Annotated in this window: 18 protein-coding genes; 8 read left to right on the top strand and 10 right to left on the bottom strand. The window is 44.2% G+C overall.

Annotated features, from left to right (window positions below):
- Nucleotides 1–78: 78 nt before the first annotated feature.
- Together zapE and KDW99_RS03645 are read right to left on the bottom strand one after the other, a co-directional pair.
- Nucleotides 79–1,224 carry a cell division protein ZapE gene (zapE, locus tag KDW99_RS03650; protein ID WP_255827967.1) on the bottom strand — a complete coding sequence of 382 codons (1,146 nt, stop codon included), beginning with the start codon at nt 1,222–1,224 and terminating at the stop codon, nt 79–81.
- 52 nt (nt 1,225–1,276) lie between these two features.
- The gene (locus KDW99_RS03645; RefSeq protein ID WP_255827966.1) at nt 1,277–2,182 is read right to left on the bottom strand and encodes a LysR family transcriptional regulator; all 906 of its coding nucleotides are present in this window, start codon (nt 2,180–2,182) and stop codon (nt 1,277–1,279) included.
- Between the two features lie 123 nt (nt 2,183–2,305).
- On the opposite strand from KDW99_RS03645, the gene KDW99_RS03640 reads away from it, so the two are divergent.
- Nucleotides 2,306–3,928: an NADH-quinone oxidoreductase subunit L gene (locus KDW99_RS03640; protein WP_255827965.1), complete on the top strand. Its 1,623-nt coding sequence runs from the start codon at nt 2,306–2,308 to the stop codon at nt 3,926–3,928.
- Between the two features lie 9 nt (nt 3,929–3,937).
- Nucleotides 3,938–6,373 carry a YbcC family protein gene (locus tag KDW99_RS03635; protein WP_255827964.1) on the top strand — a complete coding sequence of 812 codons (2,436 nt, stop codon included), beginning with the start codon at nt 3,938–3,940 and terminating at the stop codon, nt 6,371–6,373.
- A gap of 6 nt (nt 6,374–6,379) precedes the next feature.
- On the opposite strand, the gene KDW99_RS03630 is transcribed toward KDW99_RS03635, so the two are convergent.
- From KDW99_RS03630 to KDW99_RS03600, 7 genes are all read right to left on the bottom strand, one after another.
- On the bottom strand, nt 6,380–7,600 hold the full coding sequence (locus KDW99_RS03630; protein WP_255827963.1) for an MFS transporter: 1,221 nt from the start codon (nt 7,598–7,600) through the stop codon (nt 6,380–6,382).
- A gap of 171 nt (nt 7,601–7,771) precedes the next feature.
- On the bottom strand, nt 7,772–10,594 hold the full coding sequence (locus tag KDW99_RS03625; protein WP_255827962.1) for a M16 family metallopeptidase: 2,823 nt from the start codon (nt 10,592–10,594) through the stop codon (nt 7,772–7,774).
- A 93-nt stretch (nt 10,595–10,687) separates the two neighbouring features.
- A complete protein-coding gene (locus KDW99_RS03620; protein ID WP_255827961.1) occupies nt 10,688–13,462 on the bottom strand; it encodes a secretin and TonB N-terminal domain-containing protein in 2,775 nt (924 codons plus the stop codon).
- Nucleotides 13,463–13,574: 112 nt separating this feature from the next.
- On the bottom strand, nt 13,575–14,561 hold the full coding sequence (locus KDW99_RS03615; protein WP_255827960.1) for a DUF4880 domain-containing protein: 987 nt from the start codon (nt 14,559–14,561) through the stop codon (nt 13,575–13,577).
- Between the two features lie 4 nt (nt 14,562–14,565).
- Nucleotides 14,566–15,102: a sigma-70 family RNA polymerase sigma factor gene (locus tag KDW99_RS03610; RefSeq protein WP_255827959.1), complete on the bottom strand. Its 537-nt coding sequence runs from the start codon at nt 15,100–15,102 to the stop codon at nt 14,566–14,568.
- A gap of 148 nt (nt 15,103–15,250) precedes the next feature.
- On the bottom strand, nt 15,251–15,916 hold the full coding sequence (locus KDW99_RS03605; protein ID WP_255827958.1) for a glutathione S-transferase: 666 nt from the start codon (nt 15,914–15,916) through the stop codon (nt 15,251–15,253).
- A 190-nt stretch (nt 15,917–16,106) separates the two neighbouring features.
- On the bottom strand, nt 16,107–16,520 hold the full coding sequence (locus tag KDW99_RS03600; protein ID WP_255827957.1) for an HPF/RaiA family ribosome-associated protein: 414 nt from the start codon (nt 16,518–16,520) through the stop codon (nt 16,107–16,109).
- Between the two features lie 125 nt (nt 16,521–16,645).
- Between KDW99_RS03600 and nhaR the strand changes: the two genes are divergently transcribed.
- Complete coding sequence (gene nhaR, locus KDW99_RS03595) at nt 16,646–17,542, top strand: transcriptional activator NhaR (protein WP_255827956.1); 897 nt, start codon at nt 16,646–16,648, stop codon at nt 17,540–17,542.
- A gap of 19 nt (nt 17,543–17,561) precedes the next feature.
- Here the strand turns inward: nhaR and KDW99_RS03590 are convergent, their stop codons facing one another.
- The gene (locus KDW99_RS03590) at nt 17,562–18,734 is read right to left on the bottom strand and encodes a hypothetical protein (RefSeq protein ID WP_255827955.1); all 1,173 of its coding nucleotides are present in this window, start codon (nt 18,732–18,734) and stop codon (nt 17,562–17,564) included.
- 173 nt (nt 18,735–18,907) lie between these two features.
- Between KDW99_RS03590 and KDW99_RS03585 the strand changes: the two genes are divergently transcribed.
- The 5 genes from KDW99_RS03585 (at nt 18,908) to KDW99_RS03565 (ending at nt 23,630) form a co-directional block, all read left to right on the top strand.
- Complete coding sequence (locus KDW99_RS03585; protein ID WP_205115862.1) at nt 18,908–19,657, top strand: helix-turn-helix domain-containing protein; 750 nt, start codon at nt 18,908–18,910, stop codon at nt 19,655–19,657.
- A 133-nt stretch (nt 19,658–19,790) separates the two neighbouring features.
- A complete protein-coding gene (locus KDW99_RS03580) occupies nt 19,791–20,768 on the top strand; it encodes an iron-siderophore ABC transporter substrate-binding protein (protein WP_255827954.1) in 978 nt (325 codons plus the stop codon).
- Nucleotides 20,765–21,787: a FecCD family ABC transporter permease gene (locus KDW99_RS03575; protein ID WP_255827953.1), complete on the top strand. Its 1,023-nt coding sequence runs from the start codon at nt 20,765–20,767 to the stop codon at nt 21,785–21,787. Before KDW99_RS03580 ends, KDW99_RS03575 begins: the two co-directional genes overlap by 4 nt.
- Nucleotides 21,784–22,824 carry a FecCD family ABC transporter permease gene (locus tag KDW99_RS03570; protein WP_255827952.1) on the top strand — a complete coding sequence of 347 codons (1,041 nt, stop codon included), beginning with the start codon at nt 21,784–21,786 and terminating at the stop codon, nt 22,822–22,824. Before KDW99_RS03575 ends, KDW99_RS03570 begins: the two co-directional genes overlap by 4 nt.
- Nucleotides 22,821–23,630 carry an ABC transporter ATP-binding protein gene (locus KDW99_RS03565; RefSeq protein WP_255827951.1) on the top strand — a complete coding sequence of 270 codons (810 nt, stop codon included), beginning with the start codon at nt 22,821–22,823 and terminating at the stop codon, nt 23,628–23,630. Before KDW99_RS03570 ends, KDW99_RS03565 begins: the two co-directional genes overlap by 4 nt.
- The last annotated feature ends 31 nt before the right edge of the window (nt 23,631–23,661 follow it).

Genomic DNA, 23,661 nt, shown 5'->3' with positions numbered 1-23,661 from the left:
TCTTGTTTTATCAAGCTTTTACGAAAAACTTAGTAAAATTAGTCAGAATGAAATCAATTATTTAGACTCTCTATTTGGTCAACAAAGTTTGTTTTCTATACGGGTTCGCAACGCTTGATAATAGTGGGACTTCATTTCAATTAAACGGCTATAAGTGCGACGAAACTCAAACAATAAGGACCCGTTTAAATACAAGCTTTCCAAAGGCACCTCGGCATTCAACAAAAGTACCACTTGATGGTCATAGCATTCATCCACCAAGCTTATAAAGCGACGCACGGCATCGTCATTTACTCCCAATGAAACAGCACGCTCTCCAGTTTGACCGGAACCAATCGCACCGTCTTCTGTGCCTCGCGCCTTAATATGCTCATAAGGCTCGCTGCTCAATTCTGGAATGCCAGTGAGCATTATCATGGGATACGTTTGCGCCAATTCGATGTAATCTAACGACGACCTAGGGCCATCGCACAAGGCATAAAAATCAAACCAAACAATATTGTCTGCCGACTCAATGACCGTAATCGCACGACGGCACACTTGTAGCGGTTGCTGATTCATCTCGCCCTTTGCCAGCAGCTGAAACAAAGCCGACATATCTTGCTCATGTTTGACAAAATAAATCGGCGTAAAGCCAGTATGACGCAATCTATGGTCTTCTTCGCCACTAAGGTGGATGCTTTTTAAATGGTCTTGTAACAAGGCAATGGCGGGCGCAAAACGCTCTTTTTGCAATTGGTTTTGGAACAGGTTTTCCACCGCGATATTCGACGTGGCCACCAGCACCACACCTTCTTCGAATAAGGCTTCAACCAAACCGCGCAGCAACATGGCATCACCGATGTCCGAAACAAAAAACTCATCAAAACACACTACTCGACATTCTGAAGCCAAACGTTTCGCTATGCCTTTTAAAGGATTTTTCTGGCCGAAGGCAAGGTTCAACTCTCGGTGTAAGCGCGCCATAAAATGATGAAAATGCAACCTTAACGCCATGCCATCTGGCAAGCAGTGATAGAACAGATCCATCAAGAAAGTCTTGCCACGCCCCACATCGCCCCAAAGATAAACGCCTTTAATTGGCGCCGCCTTGTCGTTGTCTGATGAATTCGAAAGTAACGCTTGATAAACACGCTCCAACTCCTGTAACGCGGACTGTTGGCGCTCATCAAAACTCACTTCGTTTTGCTCTAGGCGAGTTTGATAGGTTTGCAAAGGTGTCATGCACTATTACCTTTTAAAATATATGAGCTTTAAAACTGGCTCATCTGAATACTTACATTGAATGGTCGACAGCATACTGATGAATCGCCATCTTGATCAAATCCAGTACGGGTTGCGAAGTGAACTTACGAGGCATAGTAATGGCGTAAAAATTTTCGAACGCTTGGGGAATGCTTTCATAATCCTCCAGCACGTTCGATTGAATCTCATCTTTTACCACCACTGGCGGCAATACAGACAAATAACCACTGTCCCTTGCTAACAATCGCAGCATCGCCATATCGTCAACTTCCGCTTTGATATCTGGCTGATATTGATGAGTAGCACAAAAAGATTCGAAGGATGAACGAATATCGGTATTGCGGCCTGGCACCACCCATTTTTTACCTTCATAGCCTTGGGGAAAAGGCGCATCCGGCTTTTCACCATAAGGGCCAACTATCGCCACAGCTTGTCTTGCAACCAACTGATTTTGCCATGTGGTGTCGTGGCCTTCGCTTAAAATGGCACGATTGGTTAGCGCTAAATCCAATTCGTGATTAACAAGACCACTGAGCAAATCCGTCATGCCTCTGGAAGCAAGTGAAAAATCCACATGCTCGCTTTTTAGCAAGGGGGCAATAAAGCTCTCGATAAAATTCCTCGACAAATTACTCTGCACACCAATGGTTATGTGCTGAACCTGCGTGGCGCTGTCTTTCTGGATAAACTTCTCTAACTCTTCACCGGTATTAAAAATATCTTGCGCATAAGCCAACACACGGCGACCAACATCGGTCAGCACCAACTTACGTCCTTGGCGAACAAATAACACCACATCCAAGCTTTGCTCTAGCTGCTTTATCTGCGCAGACAAGGCCGATTGAGATATATGCAAGGTTTCTGCTGCTTCCGTCAGGCTTGGACTCCTAGCGACTCGCCAAAAATAATACAAATGGTGGTAATTCAGTCGTGCCATAAAAAAGTACCCACAGATACATAATAAAAAGTGAACGTTTTATAACAATATATGTATTTTTATTAACTAAATAAAGCCTTCATAATCGCCACAACTTGTTCAACCTAAAAGATGTAGGTATTTATGTCGCTTCTCGCGTTAAGTTTTCTACCGATTTTCATTCCCTTTGCGCTGTTTTTTGGCGGCTGCTATCTCGGCCGTAAAAAAAGCACAGCGGTTGCTCAAAAAGCCTCTCGATTAAGCTTTCTGTTACTGATTATTTTTCTTACCACTTTTCCGGTTAGCTACTTTTTTACCGATGCTTGGCAGTCTTCTAATTTGATTCGCCACACGGCTCTCAATCAGATCATGCTTGGACTCGTGACAGTCATGGGTTGGGTGTTGATCAGTTTTTCTCGTAATTACATGGCGGGACAAGCCAATCTAAATCGCTACTATCGTTGGTTGATGTTTACCTTAGCGTCCGTTGCTATCACAGTCACCACCAACCATTTGGTGATTTTTTGGCTAGGTTGGTTAGGCATTAGTTTATCACTCAATAATTTATTAACCTTCTATGCGGATCGTCCCCGAGCCATTCTAGCGGCGCACAAAAAATTTATGCTGGCACGAGTTGCCGAACTGTCTTTGTTTGCCGCCTTTGCCTTGCTTTACCAGCAATACGACAGTCTATACATCAACACCATTATCGATACCGCTGTTGCCCAATCTAGCGCCGGCTTAGCATTACACTGGCAAGAGCAAGTGGCGGCCTGTTTGATCGCACTGGCAGCGTTAATCAAATGCGCTCAATTGCCTTTCCATGGCTGGTTAATACAAGTAGTAGAATCACCAACCACCGTTAGCGCCTTGTTGCACGCCGGTGTGATTAACTTAGGTGGCTATCTATTGCTTTTGTTTACGCCAGTGGTTGCGCAAAGTTCTGTCGCAATCTGGTTGTTATTGGTTGTGGCAGGGCTTTCGACCCTCGCCAGTGCTTTGATAATGACCACTAGAATCAGCGTAAAAGTTCGCCTTGCTTGGTCTACTTGTGCTCAGATGGGTCTGATGCTGTTAGAGTTCGCCTTAGGTTTGTACGAATTAGTCTTGCTGCATTTGCTCGCCCATTCGTTTTATAAAGCCTACTCATTCCTCAACTCCGGCAACGCGGTGAATGACGCCATTAGATTGCGCCTTTCTAGCGCGGCAAAAACTAATACTCAGTCTTCACCGACGAATAAATCCGTCGTGCCTAACGCGCAAACTTGGCTACTTGCCCTGACCTTAAGCACGGCAGTTGTAGTCGTTGTTCGAACCTTATTTGGCTTCGACAGCGCGTTTAGTACTTGGTGGTTATTCGCTCTCGCGCTCACTGTCCTTATCGTACAATGGCGCACGTGCGAGCACTCGCCTTCGGTTGTTTATACCTTCGTGATGGGCGTGTTTTTGTGTGTGATTTATGCCGCATTAAAATACGCCACGCACTACGCATTGCCGACCTATTCAACCCACACGGTTCAGGCTTTTTCCCTAGCCGATATCTGGGCCATGGTTTTATTTAGCCTGCTCTTCCTCTTGAGTGCACTATTGCATTATCAAGTACGCTGGCGTGCTGTTCGTCGCTTGTCAATCGCATTGTTCGCAGGGCTTTATCTGGATGAATGGCTAACACGTTTGGTGCTGAAATTCTGGCCAGTCACTTTACCCGCTCGAACCAAGCAACAGCATCACCAAACAAGCAACAATCAACCGTCGCTAAAACCTTAGGAGAATCGCATGACTATCAAGGCCACAAATACGTTAAGCATGCAGCAAAAAGACCTCCTGCTTGATGCGGCCAGTACCATCGCGCCCCACTGGCAGCTGGATAAGCTGATCGCGGTGAACCCACTTTGGTCATTGGTACACAAACCCTTTGACGAGATATCTGATGAGCTATCTGCCTTAGCTGGTATCAAAACTCATTTACCTATTAAGTCTTATCGCGCCTGGTTTGACGAAGGACGGATTTCGCAAGATTGCCTTGTCAAAGCAGCTCATCATTATGACCTCAAGGTGGCGCCAGCATCCTTACTTGACCACCTATCTCAACTTAGCACTGCCCCAACCCCATGGCGCAACATTGCCGATCTTGCAGATCAACAGCGCTCCGCCCATAAAATGTCTTGGCACGACGAAATCACTCACCAAGTAAGCCAGTTTTGCGCGGCCCATTATCAACAGCAAAGCCCCACTCTGAGACAACAAAACATCGACAGCGAACTCGATCTTTACAGCCATTGGCTAGAAGTCACCAATGAAGACAAAGGCCTAAGTATCATCATGGCCGAATCCAAGCTAATCGATTTCTTTCATCATTTACCCAGCGATAAAGAAGCCTTGTTTGCCCTCGCTATCGAAGAATTAGCCTTGGACGATCAAGCGCTGCACTTCTATGCCCAAGCGTTATTGCTGGATATTAATGGTTGGAGCAGCTACTTGGCTTACCTGAATTGGTCCAAAGGAGATAACAACGAAAACTTAGCAAAAGAAAACCATGTAGAGTCTTTACTTGCCATCAAAATGGCCTGGGAATTGGTTGTTTGGCGTTACCTAAAACACACATCGACAGCATTGCACGCCGCAATAGAAACAAAATGGTCAGCACAAAAAAATGCCATTCTACAATTGATTGAAGCCCATCAAGACGCTTTATTAACGCCTAAAGTATGGGCCTTAGCACTGGAATATAGTGAACAAAAAAACCTACATAAAACACTAACAACAGAACAACCTGTTCCAGCACTGTCAACTAGACCTGAACTCCAAGCGATTTTCTGTATCGACGTTCGTTCTGAAGTGTTTCGCCGTGCGCTGGAAAAACAATCCGATACGATTCAGACCCTTGGCTTTGCCGGCTTCTTTGGCTTACCGATCGAATACAAAGCGAAAGACAGCAACTATGAACGCCCGCAGCTTCCTGGTTTGCTGCAAGCCTCCATCACTGCCACCGAATGTAAGAGTGATAAAAATCACGTTCACCACCAGCAAAAAGAAGCTCGCTGGCATCGTTGGGGGCACTCAGCGCCTGCATCGTTTTCCATGGTGGAATCCATGGGTTGGTGGTACGCCTTTAAAATGTTCAAACAAACTCTCTTATCCAAGCGACAAGAACACCCAGCCAATCGTTTAGCACCAAATACCCATTGGCAATTGACCCAACAAGGCGTGGCTTTAACCGACCAAGATAAAGCCAATTTGGCAAAGGAGATTTTAGACACCATCAAGCTAACAACTTACGCGCCTATCGTCATGTTAGTCGGTCACGGTAGCCATACTAGCAACAACCTTCATGCCGCAGGCTTAGAATGTGGCGCTTGCGGCGGCCAAAGTGGCGAAGTTAACGTGAGAGTGTTGGCTTCACTATTAAATGATGACAAGGTACGCGCCTTACTCAACGACATGGGGATGAAGATTCCTAGTGACACGCAATTTGTCCCTGCGTTGCATAACACCACCACAGATCAATTAACTTGCTTTGATACCACAGAAGGCTCTACAAGCACCAACAGCAAAATGACCGAGTGGTTTGAAAAAGCGCAATATCTCGCTCAGCAAGAACGCGCGACAAAATTAGATACCTCCTTGCTGGATGCTTCAGACAAACAACGTTCGAAGGCCTTTACCAAACGCGCCAATGACTGGTCACAAGTGAACCCAGAATGGGGGCTCGCCAACAACCATTCCTTTATCATTGCGCCACGCCAGCAGACTCGACACCTTGACTTACAAGGCCGCAGTTTTCTGCACGACTATGATCAACTCAATGACCCCGACTTCAGCATCTTAGAACGTATTTTAACGGCGCCCATGCTGGTGACTCACTGGATCAACATGCAATACAACCTATCGGTAACCGATAACTTCAAATTCGGCTGCGGTAATAAAGTGCTACACAATGCCGTGGGTGGCAACATTGGTGTATTTGAAGGTAACGGTGGGGACTTGCGCATAGGCTTGTCTATGCAATCACTAAGCAATGGTGAGAAATGGATGCACACGCCGGTCCGACTTGCGGTCTACATTGCCGCCCCAAAAGCCGAGATCGAGAAAATCGCTGCAAAGCATGACATTGTCAGGCAATTGATCGATAACGGCTGGCTGTATTTGTTTCAATGGGAAGGTGACAAGATCCAACGCTTTTACCAACAACAATGGCAAGCACAAGGATAAGAGACCTCAAGCCCCAGCGGCACGCAAGCGTGTCACTGGGCGCTCATCAATCAAGATATGAATTAATGCTGTGATCAAAGCAATAATACAGGCTGCCCACCAAACAACATCGTAAGACCCCGTTTTGTCGTATAGATAACCGCCCAACCACACTCCGCTAAACGAGCCAAGTTGATGGCCTAAAAAGACGATGCCGTAAAGCAAGCCCATGTAACGTAGGCCAAACATTTGCGCGACTAATCCCGATGTCGGTGGCACAGTCGCCAGCCAAAGCAAACCAGTGACTATTGAAAACACATAGACCGACATATCGGTCATCGGTAATGTCATAAACAAGGCAATCGCCAAGGCTCTTAGTGCATAAATAATGGTGAGTAATTTTTTCTTCGAGTACTTTCCTGCCCAACTGCCAGACAATAAACAGCCAAAAATATTAAACAGCCCAATCAGAGCCAAACTTGCTACAGCAATATCTGGGGAAAAACCTTGGTCAGATAAAAACGCAGGCATGTGAACTGTGATAAAGGCTAATTGAAAACCACACACAAAAAAGCCAACCACCAACAACCAGTAATGCGAATAAGCACTGGCTTCGCGCAATGCTTCTTTCATGGTTTGGGCTACGTCTGTCGTTGACGACCCTGCATTTTTAGCATCTTTTTCATGGCGAAACGGGCTCGATAACAACACCATCATCAAGGCACAAACAGCCATCAGCAACAAAGCATTGCTCCAGCCATACCCTGCGATAAACTCTTGCGCCACAGGAATCACCAATAGCTGCCCAGCAGAACCCGCCGCACTGCCCAAACCCAAAGCAAAGGAGCGTTTTTCAGGCGAAACCATACGCGCCATCGCTGGCAAGACCACCCCAAAGCCTGTCGCTGCGATACCCATGCCCATCAGTACGCCAGCGCCCATATTGAGCCCTAGCACGCCATCGGCACCCGCCGTCACATACAAACCCAATGCATATAACGCGGCACCAATGAACAAGGTTTTCAAGGTACCGTAACGATCGGCAAAGGCACCAGCAATAGGCTGAAATAACCCCCAACATAAGTTTTGTAGCGCCAGAGCAAAGGCAAACACTTCTCGCCCATAGCCAAACTCTTGGGAAATGGGGGCCATAAAAAAGCCCATTGATGAGCGCAAACCAAAGTTCAACGCCAGCAAGAGGCAGATAAGACCAATAGAAACACTGAGCAACTTAACAGGACGCGACATGAATGTTTTCCTAGCTAGGTAAGATCACAACGATAGATGGCTTTCATAGTATTCATGACTAATTCATAAGTCGAGCAACAAGCCACTTTTCAACTTACCTTTAATGTTAAAAAAATGCCCAACAAAATCATTGTTGGGCATTTAACTTTTGTAGGTTCGTTATCTAAATATCTATTCCAAAGGACGATACAATCCGATCACCCGATCGCTGAATGTTAAAGTATCAACAATATTTTTTAGTCTCTCTAATGTTAAACCAGAAGCCAATTCATCCATTTCATCTAAATAGCGATCATCACCATACAGGGTTTCGCTCAATTCAAGTCGGTGCACTAACGTGCCATCAAAATCCTTTTCTAAGCGATTTTGCTCCACATCGACAAACGCCTTATGAATTTCATCCACCCACTCTTCGGTGATCATCTTTGGTAATTCCGTAAGCGTTTTTTGGGTCATGTCGGCCAAATCATCTAACCGTTCCGGAGAGCTTGAATATTGGATTTTTAGCTCGGCACGATTAGTCTCTTTATTAAGATCCAAGCCGACTCTAACACTATAAACACCTTGAACCTCACTGCGTAGGCGCTGCTTTAACTGCGCTTCTAACCGCTCGCCTAAGTAAGTAAGCTGTACCGCCGCAATTGGCGACCAAGGAATAGATTGATACGCATACATCCTATATTCAGCTTTCGGCTCTGTATTTAATGAAACATCAACAATCACTTGACCTGCTTGTTGTACAACTGCAGTGGTATTATCCATTTGCGCATTCAAGTCACGTGGAATATTAGCTAGGTACAAAGTAACTAAGTCTTTAATATCCTCTTCAGGCAAACGAGACACCATAAAATAATGAACAGGCAACACCGCTTGCTTGTAACGCGTTTGCTGTATTACTTCTAACGACAAAGGCGCTAAATTAGATAAGCTAACCGTTAACTCTCTTTTACCGAAGCGTGCCTGCGCTAGACGACGGGAAAACACCTCGATAGGACGCTCTACCTTAATGCTGGCACTTCTTTTCAAATTTCTTATTATGCTGTCGTAAACATCAGCATCAATTTGGGGGTTAACTTGGTTAATATGATAAAGCCCCAATAGCTTATCTAACTTTTCATCATCAATCGCTCCGCGATACGCAAGACTTTGTTCCTTTTGCTTAGATGACAAAAACACACTATTCTCTTTTCGCCATTGCTGGAACTCTTCATCACTCCAACCATATATCCCAGTCGCATCAGACATTTGCGCAGCGATTTGTTCTGCCCAAACAGAGCCTTTTTTTACGTTATAACCCGCAGCAGAGAGGGCCGTAAAATAAGTTTTATTATCTTCCTCGGACTTATCTATTTGATAATGCTCGGCCAACACACTGGGATCGAGCAGTGTGAGTTTATCGCCGTTTGATAAAGACCAATACGATATACCTAATTCTGGGTTTCTCGAGGAAAGCGTCATTGAACCGCTTTTAGTAACCGCAGGTAATATTTTTACCGCTACTACTTTTTCTATTTCTAAGGCTCCAAGCTGTCGAGACTTCATTTCTTTAAAAATAGCTTCAACGGATTCCGCTGTACCGATATCGACACTTTTCCCACCCACAGCTTGCGTATAAAGAATACGATCTGGCGAAGACAACCACTGCGTCAGACGAGCATTTACGTCTTCCAAAGATATCGTTTTCACAAGACTCAGAATTCGATCATTACTCAGCTGAGGATCTTGCAGAACTTTATCAGAAGTGACAGCATCCATCATTTTAACTACCCAAATAGTACCTCGACTCTTCGCTGCGTTTTTATTACGCTCTGCTGTATCAATGACTTTTTGATAAACCTGATCAAAATCTTCTTGCATAAAACCATGTTTTTCAATTCGTTCTAATTCTTGAATTAATGTATCTAATCCTAAAACATGGTAACCATCATCGACATTCACAGAAAAACCTAAGATTGCCACATTAGGTGACACGTTACCTTTGGTAGTAGATAAGGCACGAACATGCTCTGGTAACACTTCTTTTTGCCGACGAACCTGCTGGGTCAATAGGTTACGTGTCATATAGTTAATCACGCCATTACGTATTCCTTCGTCCGTATCGTCAGTCTTACTTTCAAAGCGATATAAAAATGCCACTTGATTCCATTTATTACCTGGATCTTGAAGCTGACCAATTTTAAGCTTTTCATCTAAAACAGGATCTTTGGGATGGCGTTTTGGCAGCTCTCGCCTAGGTTCAGCGCTAAACATTCGCTTAACTTGATCTTCCAATTCCGCGGTATCGACTGGTGCATAAATAACCAATGCCATATTATTCGGCGCATACCAATCTTGGTAAAACGTCTGAAGTTGATCCGCGGGCGTGTTTTTAATCGTCGCTTGTGTGCCTATTACTGGGCGTTCTGGATACAAGGATCCAACCCGTAATAAGGCTTTTTTCTCATTATTTACTCGGGAGCGGTGGCTTAACTTACCACGCCATTCCTCTTGAATAATTAAACGTTCTTTGTCCAACGACGAAGCTTTGATTTCAGCATGAAATGCCATTTGTTGATAAATATCCAACACCTTAGTCAATCGCTCAGGCGTGGTGTTTTTCAAGTTCACCATATAGCGGGTATTTTCGCTGTTGGTCATGGCATTAAAGTCACGGCCTTGCTTGAATCCCATATCAGTCAAGGCTTTACGCACACCGTTTGGAAACGTCTTACTTTCATGGAACACCATGTGTTCAACCATGTGCGCCACACCTAACTGATTGTCTTTCTCATCAATAGCACCAGAAAGCACGACCAAATTCGCTAACGTCAGCCCTTTTGGCGCATCTTTTTCTTGTCTTGAATCGAATAAATAATAGCGAAAACCATTATCCAAGGTACCTTGTACAACTCGATTATCCCAAGGTAAAGCTTTGTCATCAGCATGCACTTGGGCCGTCAGAGCAAACAAACAAATCACCCCAGCAATACTCAGAAATTTCTGTAAAAAAAGCATAAAACAGCTCACAAAGAAGTTATTTAAAAACAGCCATAAACAAATGCTCGACAGAGCATTTGTTTATAAGAAAGGAAGTAAAGAAAAATTCACTTAAAAGCGCATGCCGACTTCCATGGATATTTTTCGACCGGAGGTGAAAGACTGCGTCGCTGTCGCATTGGTTGATGTTGAGATAACATCATCAAATATATTCGTAATTTTCACCTCAACATACCCTTCGCTGCTCGCAAGTAAAGGAGGAGAAAATCGAATTTTGGAGTCTAACGTCACTAATTCACTAAAGTCATAGTCTTCGTATATATCAAGTCCAGATTCCGAGTCTGATTTATACGTATTTTTAGCAATGGTTCCGCCACTCCTAAAGTTTACAAAATTACTCCACTGAAGATACCAAGCAGGAATAACCGTATTTGAACTTAGCTTCACGGTGAATGGAATATTGTAATCCCACGAAGGCAAGTCACTATAGTCTATGACCTTTCCGTTGTAGAAAATTTGATCTTCATCCTCTACTGTTTCATCATAGGCATCATCACCTTGGGCGTTTGACTTACTCTCTTTCCATGCAACTGAAAAATTGATTTTGGTTTGACTGTTAAGCAATTCAAAAGGTACGCGCTGCAGAAAAGCAAGCTCAACACTGTTGGTACTACTACGCCCTTCATTAGTGTAATAGTACAATTTATCATCTGAATTTTTTATGCGTTGAACATCATCTCGACTCTCACGATTCACTAAGGTCAAAGAAGCATCGATAGGCCCCATTTTTTGATCAACTCGAAACATTATTTCATCAGAGTAAGGTGTTTTTAAATCATAATCTGAGAAATTTCCGTAAGCACTTGAACTCTGTCTTGGATAGTTCGTTTTGACGCTGCCATCACTGTTATATTGGGTTGTCGTATACCACGACTTCATTTCGTTACTGAGAGCATATTTAAGGAAACTGCGCCCATAATAGCGGCTAGCACCAGTGGTCAGCTTTGTGCTGCTATCGCCAAAAACATCCCATTGCAAATTTGCACGTGGGGAAATATTAATATTATCAAGCAAGGTTTCATTGTCAGCTCTTATTCCTGCAGTCAACCTCCAGTCATTAATATCGACTTTATCCTCAAGATAAATACCATAACTTTGATAATGCTTAGTTATTTTGTTCGCCGTTAATACACCATAAGTTTTCAGATATTCATCACTTTCATCATGAACCCCATCACTATTTGAGTCAGCACATCCAGAGCCACTACTTCCAGATAAACAGGAGTACTGAAAGTACTCGCTGCCACCGGCTTGATATAATGCTTTTTTAACGGCTATGTCAGCACCAATTTTAAAAGTATGCTTTGTTTGACCTATGGAGATAGCATCGTGAACCCATCTTGTATTCATGCTTAACGTGTCTTGCTGCTGTAAAATGTCGCCATAGCCGCCAGAATAAGGAAGACCATTATAAAAGTTTTCCGTTGGATGAAATGTATAAACATTAGAACGGGAATCAAGCTCGTCGAAGGAACGATCGAATGCGGTATCAATGGTTAGCACACTATTGTCAAAGCGGTAGTCGAAGTTATTCCCAACACCATAAGCAGTATGAGACTTAACAAAGGTGTCTGAATAATCCTTTGAGGTTAATCCATCATGAAAACGATCGGAATAACGTAAATAAAAACCTAAATTTATTCTGTCATTCACTTTGGCGTCAATGCGCGCCATCATATTATCGATGGTGTCATTATAATAAATTGACTTAACCTCATCGGCACGGTTTTCATATTGCTGCCTGAATTCAGAGGTTTTACGAGAAATGGTTAAGGTAGATCCCACCTTATCGGACAAGCTTTTTAACGCTGTTATCGAGTAATTTTGTTTTTTGTATTCCGGCGTATAAGCCCCATCGATACTGTCAGCCCCATAGAATTCTTCTGCTTTTTTTTCATCAAAATGGAATTTTTCCCAAGCATCTTTAGACAATCCATATTTTATGGAAACGGAATCCTCGCCATCATAACGCTTAAGGCGAGCGTCTATCACACCACCCATAAAACCACCGTATTCCACAGGAATATTACTGCTGTATACCTTGACCTGCTCTAAAGCATCGACATCCATGTAATAGCTTTGTGGGGAGCTACCAGATAAAGTACTCAAATTCCCAGGAATGAACGGATTTGTATAACTGTCACCCGCGCTGCTAGAACCTGGGTCAAAATCATTAGACGTATCAACACCATCAATCATAAAGGCGTTTTGATAAAATGCTTGCCCATGAATAGAAACCTCATCAGGGCGCATACTGCCGCTATTGGTGGAACTACTACTTGAACGGCTAAAGTTAACGGCCGTGTTGGTTCTAAGTAAATCCGTTAGATTTCCACCTTCCGTCGGCATGGCTTCAATCTCATCCAAGCCAATCGTCTGCACACCCACTTCAGCTCTATTCTGTTGACCTTGCACCAACAATGGCGCCATGGTTATGCCGTCGGCACTTTTGGAGACAGAACTAGAGTCAACTAAAACAACGCTTTTATCATCACCAATATCATAAGAAAGGCCAGTGCCAACCAGTAACAAATCCAATGCCTGTCCTGGCGTATATTCGCCGTCAAAACCAAGTGTTTTCTTGTTTTTAAGAAGCGCCCCATTACCACCTAAGTACATACCCGATACAGCAGCGAAAGCATTAACAGCTTGTGGTAAAGGTCCTGCGGGAATGTTGTAGTAACGCTTTTCAACAGCAGCGGATTCGGCATAAGCGGTGGATGTCATCGTCAACGCTACGCCACTGGCGAGAAGCGTGTTCATAGCAAGCAGAGAAGCGGTTGTGCGCTTCTTGAGCTTCTGTCTTGGTAATCGGAAAAAAGCCATACGAACTCCGTAATAATAATGTTTCTTATTACTATTACCGAACGTAAATAGAAAAAGGGACATGAAAAAAGCGTTTTTCTTACAATAGTTTAAAAATAATGTTTAGTGAACGCTAAGCCGCAGAAACACTCACCCACCAAGGCAGCGGGTGACGCACTCGAATTGGAAACGATTTAGACAACATAGAAAGCACAAGATTCAGATCGTGATTCGGAAACGTCCCCACCACTCGCAGATCATCCACACTGGGATCGAGGTTGATATAATCATGGTTATAACGCCCAATTTCTGCCATGAAATTTTTTAGGGGCATATCTTCAACAATTAACAATCCATCACGCCAAGAGTCATATAGAAGAGAAGCTGGCTGAGTATCGGCCATAGTGTGGGAACTAAAAATCACCTCTTCCCCGCCATAAAGCGTTCTAGAGGCGCTTGAATCAAAAGGTGCCAGTGATACAGCCCCCTCATAAACAGCTAATACACTTTGCTCTGTTGACAACTGTCTCACACAAAAACGTACAGTTTCTTCGCTTGATCTAACAAGCCCATGTGCGCATGAAACAGAAAAGGCTCGGCTGTCGAGAGAGGTTTGTGTTTGCACCAAGACCTCCCCCATCACCAGAGACACACCTCGATTTTCACGACGAGGGAAACGATTTATCGCACTATTGGTATTCAACCAAACTTGTGAGCCATCCTCTAAGTCATAAGTAGCGACTTGCCCAACTTGCGTATGAAAATCGGCCATCCATGATGACGCTATAGTTGGCAATGGCGTTTCATTCCAACCAATCCAGCCTAATGCCGCAACACCGGTCACCCCCAACATCCCCTTCATGAGTTGACGACGATTCACGGAGCCACCATTATTCAAAACATAGCCCGCTGAATGTTTTTCTGTGTCATCTTTAAAAGCAGAAAACATTGCGCCAACGGATTCAACCTGCTGCCATGCTTGACGGTGAGCGATGTCATCCTCCAACCACTGCTGCCAAGCACGTCGATCCGATTCTGAAACAGGTTTATCAGATAATACAGAAAACCATTCAGAAGCAGCTTCTAAATGGGCGTGATTTGAAGGTCGTGAGGAAGACATAAGATTATAGAGACTGATCAGATTTAAATAAAAGACACTGTAACATAGCCTGAGCCATGTAGCGCTTTATCATTCGCTCCGAAACAGACAAACGTTCGGCAATTTCTCGGTAAGTTAAACCATGAAGTTGAGACAAGATAAGCGTATTAGCCACCTTTTTGGGTAACTTAGCGATCATGGCGTCTAATTCACAAAGCAACTCAATCATAGACGCAGAATGCTCAGCAGAAGGCACAAATTCTTCTTCACAATTGGCCAACGACTCTAACCAAGCTTGCTCAACCTGCTTACGACGCCAATGATCAATATACAAGCCTTTCGCTATCGTACTTAAAAAAGCACGAGCTTCACCTATATTAGAAAAGTATTTCGGTTTTTTGAGTAATCGTACAAAAGTATCTTGTGCAATATCTGCTGCCAATTCATGACAACCGAGGCGCCCACGAATCCATCCCGTTAGCCATGAATTATGCTCAGCATAAAGCTCACCAACGTGTTGAGTTGTTTGACGCTCAGGATTCATCGAACCGTTCGACCTCATAGTTACTCATAATATTTTTTAGAAGCAGAAAAGTACAACAAATGAGAATGAATATCAACAAATCAAAGGTATTTAAACACCAAACTAAAGATTATCCGGAAGAATCAATATGCTTTAGCTTGATGTAAAAAAATACTTTAGGCAGAAGCTACAGTGTCGTATATGCCCCGCCTTTTGCTAAGGCTTGTTGATAAGCAGGAATAGCTTCTACCTGCTTAATAAAACGGGAAATATTCGGATATTTAGACAAATCCATACGCGAGCTCGACGCTTGTAATGGAAAACTCATCTGAATGTCTGCAGCGGTTAATTTGTCACCAACAAACCAAGTATGTTCACCCAATGTTTGTTCAATAAATTCCATCTGAGGTGTTATACGTGGTGTGATGAATTTCTCTTGAACTTTACCCGAAATCGTCTTGGCAATCGGCTTCACAAAAAACGGCATCGGACTTTTAGGGATCTTCATCATCACCAACTTCATCACCAACAACGGCATTAAAGAGCCTTCAGCAAAATGCAGCCAATAACGGTAGTCCAGCAACGCCTTGCCATCCGTCGGTCTCAAGCGCTTTTCCGTATCATACTGATCCAACAAATATTCAATAATCGCCCCTGACTCGGCCACCGTTAACTCGCCATCCGTAATCACTGGCGACTTACCCAACGGATGGACTTTTTTTAAAGATTCAGGGCCAGAAGCGGTTTCAGGATCTCGCTTGTATTCTACAATTTCATACTCAAGGCCAAGCTCCTCCAACAACCACAAAATACGCTGGGAACGGGAATTTTCTAAATGATGAACCGTAATCATATAATCTCCTTATTGTCTTATCGGGAATGAATATCGCTAATTCTTACAATACAGACTATACGCAATGAAACAAAAAAAAGATGACTGATTAAAAATATAGCGTATTTAGAGCCAAAAAAAGGCGAACCAAATTGATTGGTTCACCTAAAGCGGTTGCTACACTATCGGTTCAGGGAATCTAGGTGGTTACTCAAGCATGTTGGTAATAGCCGTATTCGTTTTCGTATTCTTCATAGATGTCGCGCGGCATTTTCTTCTGCGGTCTCATCTTATGAAAAGCCGCTTTGAGTCGGGTGGCTTTGTGTTGTAGTCGCTCAATACGTCGTGTCACAGTACGGCTTGTTCGGCCAGCGGCACTGTCTATTGCCGAATAAAGATCGGCTTGCTGTTCACTAATCACCACTTCTTTTTGGCCATTGAGTTTGACCAAAACTTGGCAGTGTTTGTCTTCACCGCCTTTTGGACCATTCACGTCGGTAAGCGTGACCGTCACTCGTTGAATATTGTCATAACGGGAATTCAAGGCAAAATTAAGACGACGTTTCACATACGCTTTTAGGCTTTTGGTAAGAGCTAGACGACGTGCTTGTACTTTGATTCTCATCTTGTTCTCCTTCACTCATGAATGAGTAAGTTATGTTGGAAACTTCAAGTTACTCACAAAAACCCATAAGATATAATCGAATTATTTATGTAAACAATCAGCTTTTCTCGAAGTATTGGTGAAATATGATCAATTTCAAGCATTTGCATTATTTTTGGATGGTGGCGAAGCAAGGCAGCATTACAAAAGCCAGCGAACATTTGCACATAACGCCACAAACCATCAGTGGACAGATCAGCTTACTAGAAGAACAACTGGGAAAAGCCTTATTTAGCAAAGTCGGACGCAACCTAGAATTAACGGATACTGGCCACATGGTATTAAGTTACGCCGATGAAATTTTTTCCTTAGGCAGCGAGCTGGAACAATCTGTACGCATTGCTTCAAGTGACAGAACGCAATTACTACGTGTTGGCATTGCGGATTCGATTCCAAAATCCATCGCGTATCGATTATTGGCTCCTGCCATGTCGCTAGAAGATCCTATACGACTTGTCTGCAAAGAGAACAGTTTAGAAGATTTATTGGGTGAGTTAGCGCTGCATAAATTAGACATGATTATTGCCGATGGTCCAATACCACCTCACTTGGCGGTGCGTGGCTTCAATCATTTTTTGGGGGAATGTGGCACATCGTTTATGGCCGCCCCCAATTTAATAGAGCAGGTTGAAGGTGGCTTTCCTGCCTGTTTGAGGGGAGCGCCATTTTTGATTCCCAGTGACCAATCGTTGATACAAATTCAACTTTTACAATGGCTTGAAAAGCATCACCTTCATCCAAAAATAATGGGGGAATTTGACGATCGAGCGTTAATGAAAACGTTCGGTCAAGCGGGCGCGGGCGTGTTTATTGTCCCCTCCGCCATTGCTATGGAAGTGGCAAAGCAATTTCAGGTCGAGATCATTGGCAGCACCGAAGAAATACGCGAGCAGTTCTTCGCTATTGCTACCGAGCAACGCTTATCCAACCCTGCTATCGTTGCCATTACGGACGCGGCGAAAGGCTGGTTAAAGCATAACTAGAAAAACACAAATACAGCGTTTACAGACTCTCTTGCACGCCTTTTTTAGCTCGCTCAACCAGGTCAGACGGTTTGATTTGCCAGACTAATTTAAAGCCTTTAGCGCCTAAATAGAGAAACAGCACTGGGATCAACACGGTATTGAAGGCAAACAACGCCAGCAAGGTAAGAAAGTCGTTTACCAAGCCATTCAGCGTTTCAACATACTCGCTGATCTTGTCTTTAAAATGGCTCAACCCAAAGGTACTTTGTTTAATGGACGCGAAAAAGCCTTGATCTTCTAAGGTAACATTGTCTAGACCATCAATGGATTGTTGCAAAGCCTCAATCTTACTTTTCGACATTTTGATGTCTTGCTCTGTACGTTGACGTTCGCCCATTAAAAGGCTCTGTTGCGTTCGCAACCCAGCCAGCATGTCATCGTTATTAAACAAAATATCCATGGTCGATAATGTCTCTTTGCGCGCCGAAATTAAGCGATTAAGAGACTCATTCTGGGCGGTCAAATCTACTAAACGCTCATCATGCTCTGACAGGCTTTGTTGCTGCACATTCAGCCTGATTTGTAGCGCCTGTTTGTCTTTATCAAGGGATTGTTTGAGATCCGCTGCGACACCTAGACCTGTTGTCACTTCGTTCATCTCGTTAGAATGCACTTGGATTTTATCCATGGTTTGCGTCTTTTCTTCATTCAAAAATGAGGCATCAACCAAGGCTGATAACAAAACCACCAGCACCAATAAAAACTTCGCGCCAACCGCCGTCACAAAGACTTTATAAGCCACTTCGGTAAAACGGCTTTTTGCCCAATACAAATAACCAAACAGCAATCCAGACACGGTAACAAAGGCTTTGAAATACACAGTGGCAATAATTTTGAGCAGAATGCTTTGGAAAATAAGCGAAGACACCGCCACCTTCATCACGCCAGAAAAATCTTCCACCATGTCGTTGAATGGATCTAATAACTCGCCAATGGTGACAGAGCTGACAAACACACTTATCTGAATACTTTGCAGTACAGAAACAGTCGCATTAAACAGTTTGGCTAAGCCAAAAGCACTTAACGCCTGCACCAAGGATGAGGAAACGTAGTCGGACGCCTTATCATCTAGAAAGCCCCACCAAGCAAAAACAATTGCCACGGCAACAGCAAGGTAATAACCGTTTAATTTGCTTTGTTGCTTGACCATGTGTCACCTCTTTTATCCCCAGTGCATCATAATGACAACTAGGTGTTAATACGAATCTATCTCAATTGAAGCTAGAAGATCGATTTTTAATCGTTATACTATCTACTTACATTTAAAGTAGCCATCGAAGGAACGAACGCGCCACACTCACCTACAACTTTTGCGATTAGGTAATGAAAGAAACCATTCAACTAACGTCATTAGAACCAAACGACGACTTAGCTCCATTTATTGAAAGCTTTTGGATGATCGAAAATCCAAGCGATGAAGATGAAGAACTTTCCACCTTCCCTGATGGCGGCATTGATTTGTATTTTTTCCACAATGCCGAGTATCCGCTGCATATTTCCTTGGTTGGACTAGAAACAGACGCCAAAGTAGGCGCCATGCCCAAACACTCTGTATTACTTGGTGTTCGCTTAAAAATACTGGCCGCAGAGTATTTATTAAGCACATCTGTCGCCGACATTCTGAATGATCGCATTACACTCGATATTGGCTTCGCTGGCATAGAACTAAACGATCTAAAAAGCCTGGATACTTTTGCTAACAAGCTCAGTTTGTATTTTGCTTCACAGCTGACAGCGCCAATAGACCCTCGAAAAAAAGTCATGTCAGAACTGATTTATACGACCCACGGTTCAATAACAGTGACTGAAATATCTCAAGCAGCAAATTGGAGCAGTCGCCAAATCAATCGATACTTTAATAAGTGGCTTGGCTTACCGCTAAAAAGCTACTGTGACATTTTACGGTTTCGCCACAGCTTCGACTCACTCAAGGTCGGTGAACTCTTTCCCAAAGAAGGTTTTAACGACCAATCTCACTACATAAAATTGATCAAAAAGTATTCTAGCCTGACACCTAAGCAACTGGCTCAAGACGAAAACGACCGATTTATACAATTATATTCTGAAGATTAACTCTATCATCCGACTCGTTTTACAATTGATGATGAGATTCATTTCCATCAAAACTCACTCATTAGATTGTAATTACTTACGACCTCGCTCCTTTATTTCGAACTAAATTTGATTGGCATGGCACATAAATAATATGAAGATGATTATCGTTATCACCATTATTTCTATATTTTTAAATAATGCATGGGCTGCAGACCACTCTCGCTTCCCTATTACGATTCAACACGCTTTCGGCTCGACAACGATTACTCATAAACCAAAACGCGTGGCGACGGTGGCATGGGCAAACCATGAAGTACCACTTGCTTTGGGTATCGTTCCCGTTGGTTTTGCTGCCGCCACATTTGGTGACGACGATAACGATGGTTTGTTGCCTTGGGTGGCTGATCGCCTTAAAAAACTCAACGCCAAAACCCCTGTATTATTCGATGAAGGCGATGGAATCGATTTCGAAGCGGTCGCAGCCACACAACCCGATGTTATTCTGGCGGCTTACTCTGGCTTAAGCCAATCCGATTACGACACACTAAGCATGATAGCGCCTGTCGTCGCTTTCCCAGACAAACCTTGGTCTACCAACTGGCGCAGCATGATTCGCATTAATAGTACTGGGCTGGGAATGGCGGAAGAAGGCGAAGACCTCATTAACAGCATTGAAAAAGACATCGCCGAGCGTGTTGATCAATACCCAGAATTAAAAGGCAAATCCGCCATGTTTATCACACATCTGGATCCAACCGATTTAAGCGTCATTCGTTTTTACAGCGCGAATGATACCCGTGTGAAATTTTTTGATGACCTCGGTATGCACTCTCCGCAAAGCATCAAAGACATCAGTAAAGATGGGCTCTTCTCTGGCGAAAGCAGCATTGAGCAAATAGACATGTTTAACGACGTAGACATTTTTGTTACCTATGGCAATGAAGAATTACTGACGCCTTTAGAATCGAACCCACTTATGTCAAAAATGCGAGCTATTAAAAATGGCTCTATCGTCATGCTTGGTAGTAGCAAAATGGCGACTGCAGCTAATCCGACGCCACTGTCTATTACTTGGGTGTTAGATGATTACCTTCAAGCGCTTGCAGAAGCGGCTCGTCAAGCAAAATGAGCCAAGGTAACGCCAAACATAAAGGCCTTTTACAACAGAAGCCCATTGCATTATTCGTCGTCCTAGTGGCTTTACTGCTGTTGAGCTTTTCCTCAATCGCCATTGGGACAAGGGATGTATCTTGGCAAGAAATAATCGGAGCGCTACAAGGCCAGATGAATACCATGGGAGAAGCGTCTGTCACCATGCGCCTACCACGCACAGTGCTCGCCATTTTTGCGGGCTGCGCCTTGGGGTTATCGGGTGCTATTATGCAAAGTGTGACCCGAAACCCATTAGCCGACCCAGGGATCCTTGGCGTTAATGTGGGTGCCGCTTTCTTTGTTGTTATTGGACTAGCATGGTTTGGTATCAACCAACTGCAAACCTATGTTTGGCTCGCCACCTTAGGAGCTGGCATAACAGCCATCTTTGTCTATTTCATTAGTTCGTTAGGCTACGGCAAATCCACCCCGCTCAAATTCGCTTTGGCAGGTGCCGCTACGTCTGCTGCACTGTCTTCTTTTATTGTGGCTGTCGTCTTGCCAAGGAATGACATTGCTGGCAGTGCAAACTCTTGGCAAATTGGCGGCGTCGGAGGTGCCACCTTTGACAGCATACAACTTGTACTGCCCTTTCTGATCGTTGGCTTTTTACTCAGTGTATTTGTGGCTAGAAAGCTCAATACACTGGCGCTTGGGGACGATATCGCCGCAGGACTGGGAGAAAATGTCGCTTGGATTCGTGCCATCGCTTGGCTGTCTGCGGTTTTACTCTGTGGTGCTACAACCGCCATTTGTGGCCCCATCGGTTTTGTTGGTCTCGTGGTTCCCCATTTATGTCGACTGCTTGTCGGAGTGGACAACCGCTGGCTGCTCATTTTTTCAGCGCTCGTCGGTGCTTGCTTATTATTAAGTGCGGATGTGTTAGGACGCATTATATCAAGACCCAGCGAGCTTTCTGTCGGCGTCGTGACCGCCTTTGTTGGCGCACCTTTCTTCATCTGGATTGTCCGTCGACAACGGGTGAAAGAGTTATGATTAACACAAGCTCGACACTCGCACGCGTTACCAATGGACGTAAAAACCGATCTAAGCGCTGGAAATGCGTGGCTAGCTTACTTTGCTTATTGGCTGTGGCTGCGTTTTCAATCACCTTAACCTTGGGGCAATCCTTTACACCACCACAAGACGTCATAAACGTTTTATTGGGTAAAAATGTCCCAGGCGCGTCTTTTGTGGTGGGTCAGTTACGCCTACCAAGAGCGATTATTTCCCTTCTCGTCGGCATGAGCTTTGGTATGGCTGGCGTGGCATTTCAAGTCATGCTAAGAAACCCATTGGCCAGCCCCGATATTATCGGAGTAAGTTCTGGTGCGACTGCTGCTGCCGTATTTGCCATTATTGTGCTGCACATGGATGGCACTAGCGTGGCCTTCTTCTCAATCGCCGTAGGCTTATTGGTTGCCTTAGCGGTCTATGGGTTGTCCTATCGAAATGGTGCGTCAGGTGCTCGACTTATTCTGGTTGGTATTGGCGTCTCTGCGATGATTGAAAGCTTTATTGTGTATTTGCTATCACAAGCGCAAGCATGGGACCGCCAAGAAGCTATGCGTTGGCTTAGTGGCAGTGTCAACTCCGCACAAATCCATCAAGCCTTACCACTCATTCTCTCTTTATTGGTGTTCGGTGGATTTTTACTAAGCCGCTCTCGAGACCTAGAAGTATTACGAATGGGCGACGATACCGCTCATGCATTGGGTGTTCGTGTCGGCATGACGCGCATTACAGTCATTGTATCCGCTGTTGGGCTGATTGCTGTGGGAGTCGCGATAACAGGGCCTATTGCGTTTGTTGCTTTCTTGTCAGGTCCCATTGCTGTTCGCCTTGTGAAGAACAATGGTTCACTGCTTATTCCTTCTGGTTTAGTTGGGGCTTGCTTAGTCATGGGCGGTGATTACATCGGACAATTCTTGCTGCCGAGTCGCTACCCTGTTGGCGTGATTACTGGTGCTCTAGGCGCGCCCTACCTTATTTACCTTATTATTCGTGTCAATCGTAAAGGTGGCTCACTATGACACTAAAACACCAACTCGTTGTCGACCATCTTGCTGCTGGTTATGGTGAAAAAACCATCCTGAACGATATCAACATTGACATTAAACCCGGTCAAATTACGTCTATCATTGGCGCCAATGCCTGCGGAAAATCCACATTATTGCGTACTATGTCACGCTTAATATCGCCATCTAATGGCCAAGTCTTACTTGACGGAAAATCGATACACAACACGCCAACACGACAACTAGCACAAACGCTTGGCTTATTACCCCAATCACCTATTGCACCGGAAGGCATTACGGTCAGCGATCTAGTCAGCCGCGGCAGACACCCACATCATGGATTCCTATCAAGGTGGTGCAAAGAAGACGATGAAGCCATTGCCAAAGCACTAGAAACCACCAAAACCACAGAGCTTTTGGACCGAGAAATAGACGAACTATCCGGTGGTCAACGCCAGCGAGTCTGGATCGCCATGGCATTAGCGCAAGAGACCGACATATTGCTGTTAGACGAGCCGACCACCTTCTTGGACGTCGCTCACCAAATTGAAGTACTGGACCTACTTGTCGACCTAAACCAAACCCGTGGCACCACCATCGTATTGGTATTGCATGACCTGAATCTGGCAGCGCGTTATTCAGACCAGCTCATCGCCATACGACAAGGTCAAGTATGTGCCAATGGAGCGCCAAATGAGGTGGTAACAGAGGACATGATTCACACTGTTTTTGGCCTGCAGAGCCAAGTCATCACAGACCCTATTTCCGGCAGCCCAATGGTTTTGCCAATTGGGCGACACAAGAGAATAAAACACACTTAAACAAAGCAAATTGAAACCGTTAATTATTACA

The sequence above is a fragment of the Marinomonas rhizomae genome (assembly GCF_024397855.1).
Taxonomy (GTDB): domain Bacteria; phylum Pseudomonadota; class Gammaproteobacteria; order Pseudomonadales; family Marinomonadaceae; genus Marinomonas; species Marinomonas rhizomae_A.
This window is presented reverse-complemented; position numbering and strand designations above follow the sequence as displayed.

Excerpts from the sequence above, each read along its gene's own strand:
- zapE (WP_255827967.1), bottom strand. The coding sequence starts at position 1,224 with ATGACACCTTTGCAAACCTATCAAACTCGCCTAGAGCAAAACGAAGTG.
- KDW99_RS03645 (WP_255827966.1), bottom strand. The coding sequence starts at position 2,182 with ATGGCACGACTGAATTACCACCATTTGTATTATTTTTGGCGAGTCGCT.
- KDW99_RS03640 (WP_255827965.1), top strand. The coding sequence starts at position 2,306 with ATGTCGCTTCTCGCGTTAAGTTTTCTACCGATTTTCATTCCCTTTGCG.
- KDW99_RS03635 (WP_255827964.1), top strand. The coding sequence starts at position 3,938 with ATGACTATCAAGGCCACAAATACGTTAAGCATGCAGCAAAAAGACCTC.
- KDW99_RS03630 (WP_255827963.1), bottom strand. The coding sequence starts at position 7,600 with ATGTCGCGTCCTGTTAAGTTGCTCAGTGTTTCTATTGGTCTTATCTGC.
- KDW99_RS03625 (WP_255827962.1), bottom strand. The coding sequence starts at position 10,594 with ATGCTTTTTTTACAGAAATTTCTGAGTATTGCTGGGGTGATTTGTTTG.
- KDW99_RS03620 (WP_255827961.1), bottom strand. The coding sequence starts at position 13,462 with ATGGCTTTTTTCCGATTACCAAGACAGAAGCTCAAGAAGCGCACAACC.
- KDW99_RS03615 (WP_255827960.1), bottom strand. The coding sequence starts at position 14,561 with ATGTCTTCCTCACGACCTTCAAATCACGCCCATTTAGAAGCTGCTTCT.
- KDW99_RS03610 (WP_255827959.1), bottom strand. The coding sequence starts at position 15,102 with ATGAGGTCGAACGGTTCGATGAATCCTGAGCGTCAAACAACTCAACAC.
- KDW99_RS03605 (WP_255827958.1), bottom strand. The coding sequence starts at position 15,916 with ATGATTACGGTTCATCATTTAGAAAATTCCCGTTCCCAGCGTATTTTG.
- KDW99_RS03600 (WP_255827957.1), bottom strand. The coding sequence starts at position 16,520 with ATGAGAATCAAAGTACAAGCACGTCGTCTAGCTCTTACCAAAAGCCTA.
- nhaR (WP_255827956.1), top strand. The coding sequence starts at position 16,646 with ATGATCAATTTCAAGCATTTGCATTATTTTTGGATGGTGGCGAAGCAA.
- KDW99_RS03590 (WP_255827955.1), bottom strand. The coding sequence starts at position 18,734 with ATGGTCAAGCAACAAAGCAAATTAAACGGTTATTACCTTGCTGTTGCC.
- KDW99_RS03585 (WP_205115862.1), top strand. The coding sequence starts at position 18,908 with ATGAAAGAAACCATTCAACTAACGTCATTAGAACCAAACGACGACTTA.
- KDW99_RS03580 (WP_255827954.1), top strand. The coding sequence starts at position 19,791 with ATGAAGATGATTATCGTTATCACCATTATTTCTATATTTTTAAATAAT.
- KDW99_RS03575 (WP_255827953.1), top strand. The coding sequence starts at position 20,765 with ATGAGCCAAGGTAACGCCAAACATAAAGGCCTTTTACAACAGAAGCCC.
- KDW99_RS03570 (WP_255827952.1), top strand. The coding sequence starts at position 21,784 with ATGATTAACACAAGCTCGACACTCGCACGCGTTACCAATGGACGTAAA.
- KDW99_RS03565 (WP_255827951.1), top strand. The coding sequence starts at position 22,821 with ATGACACTAAAACACCAACTCGTTGTCGACCATCTTGCTGCTGGTTAT.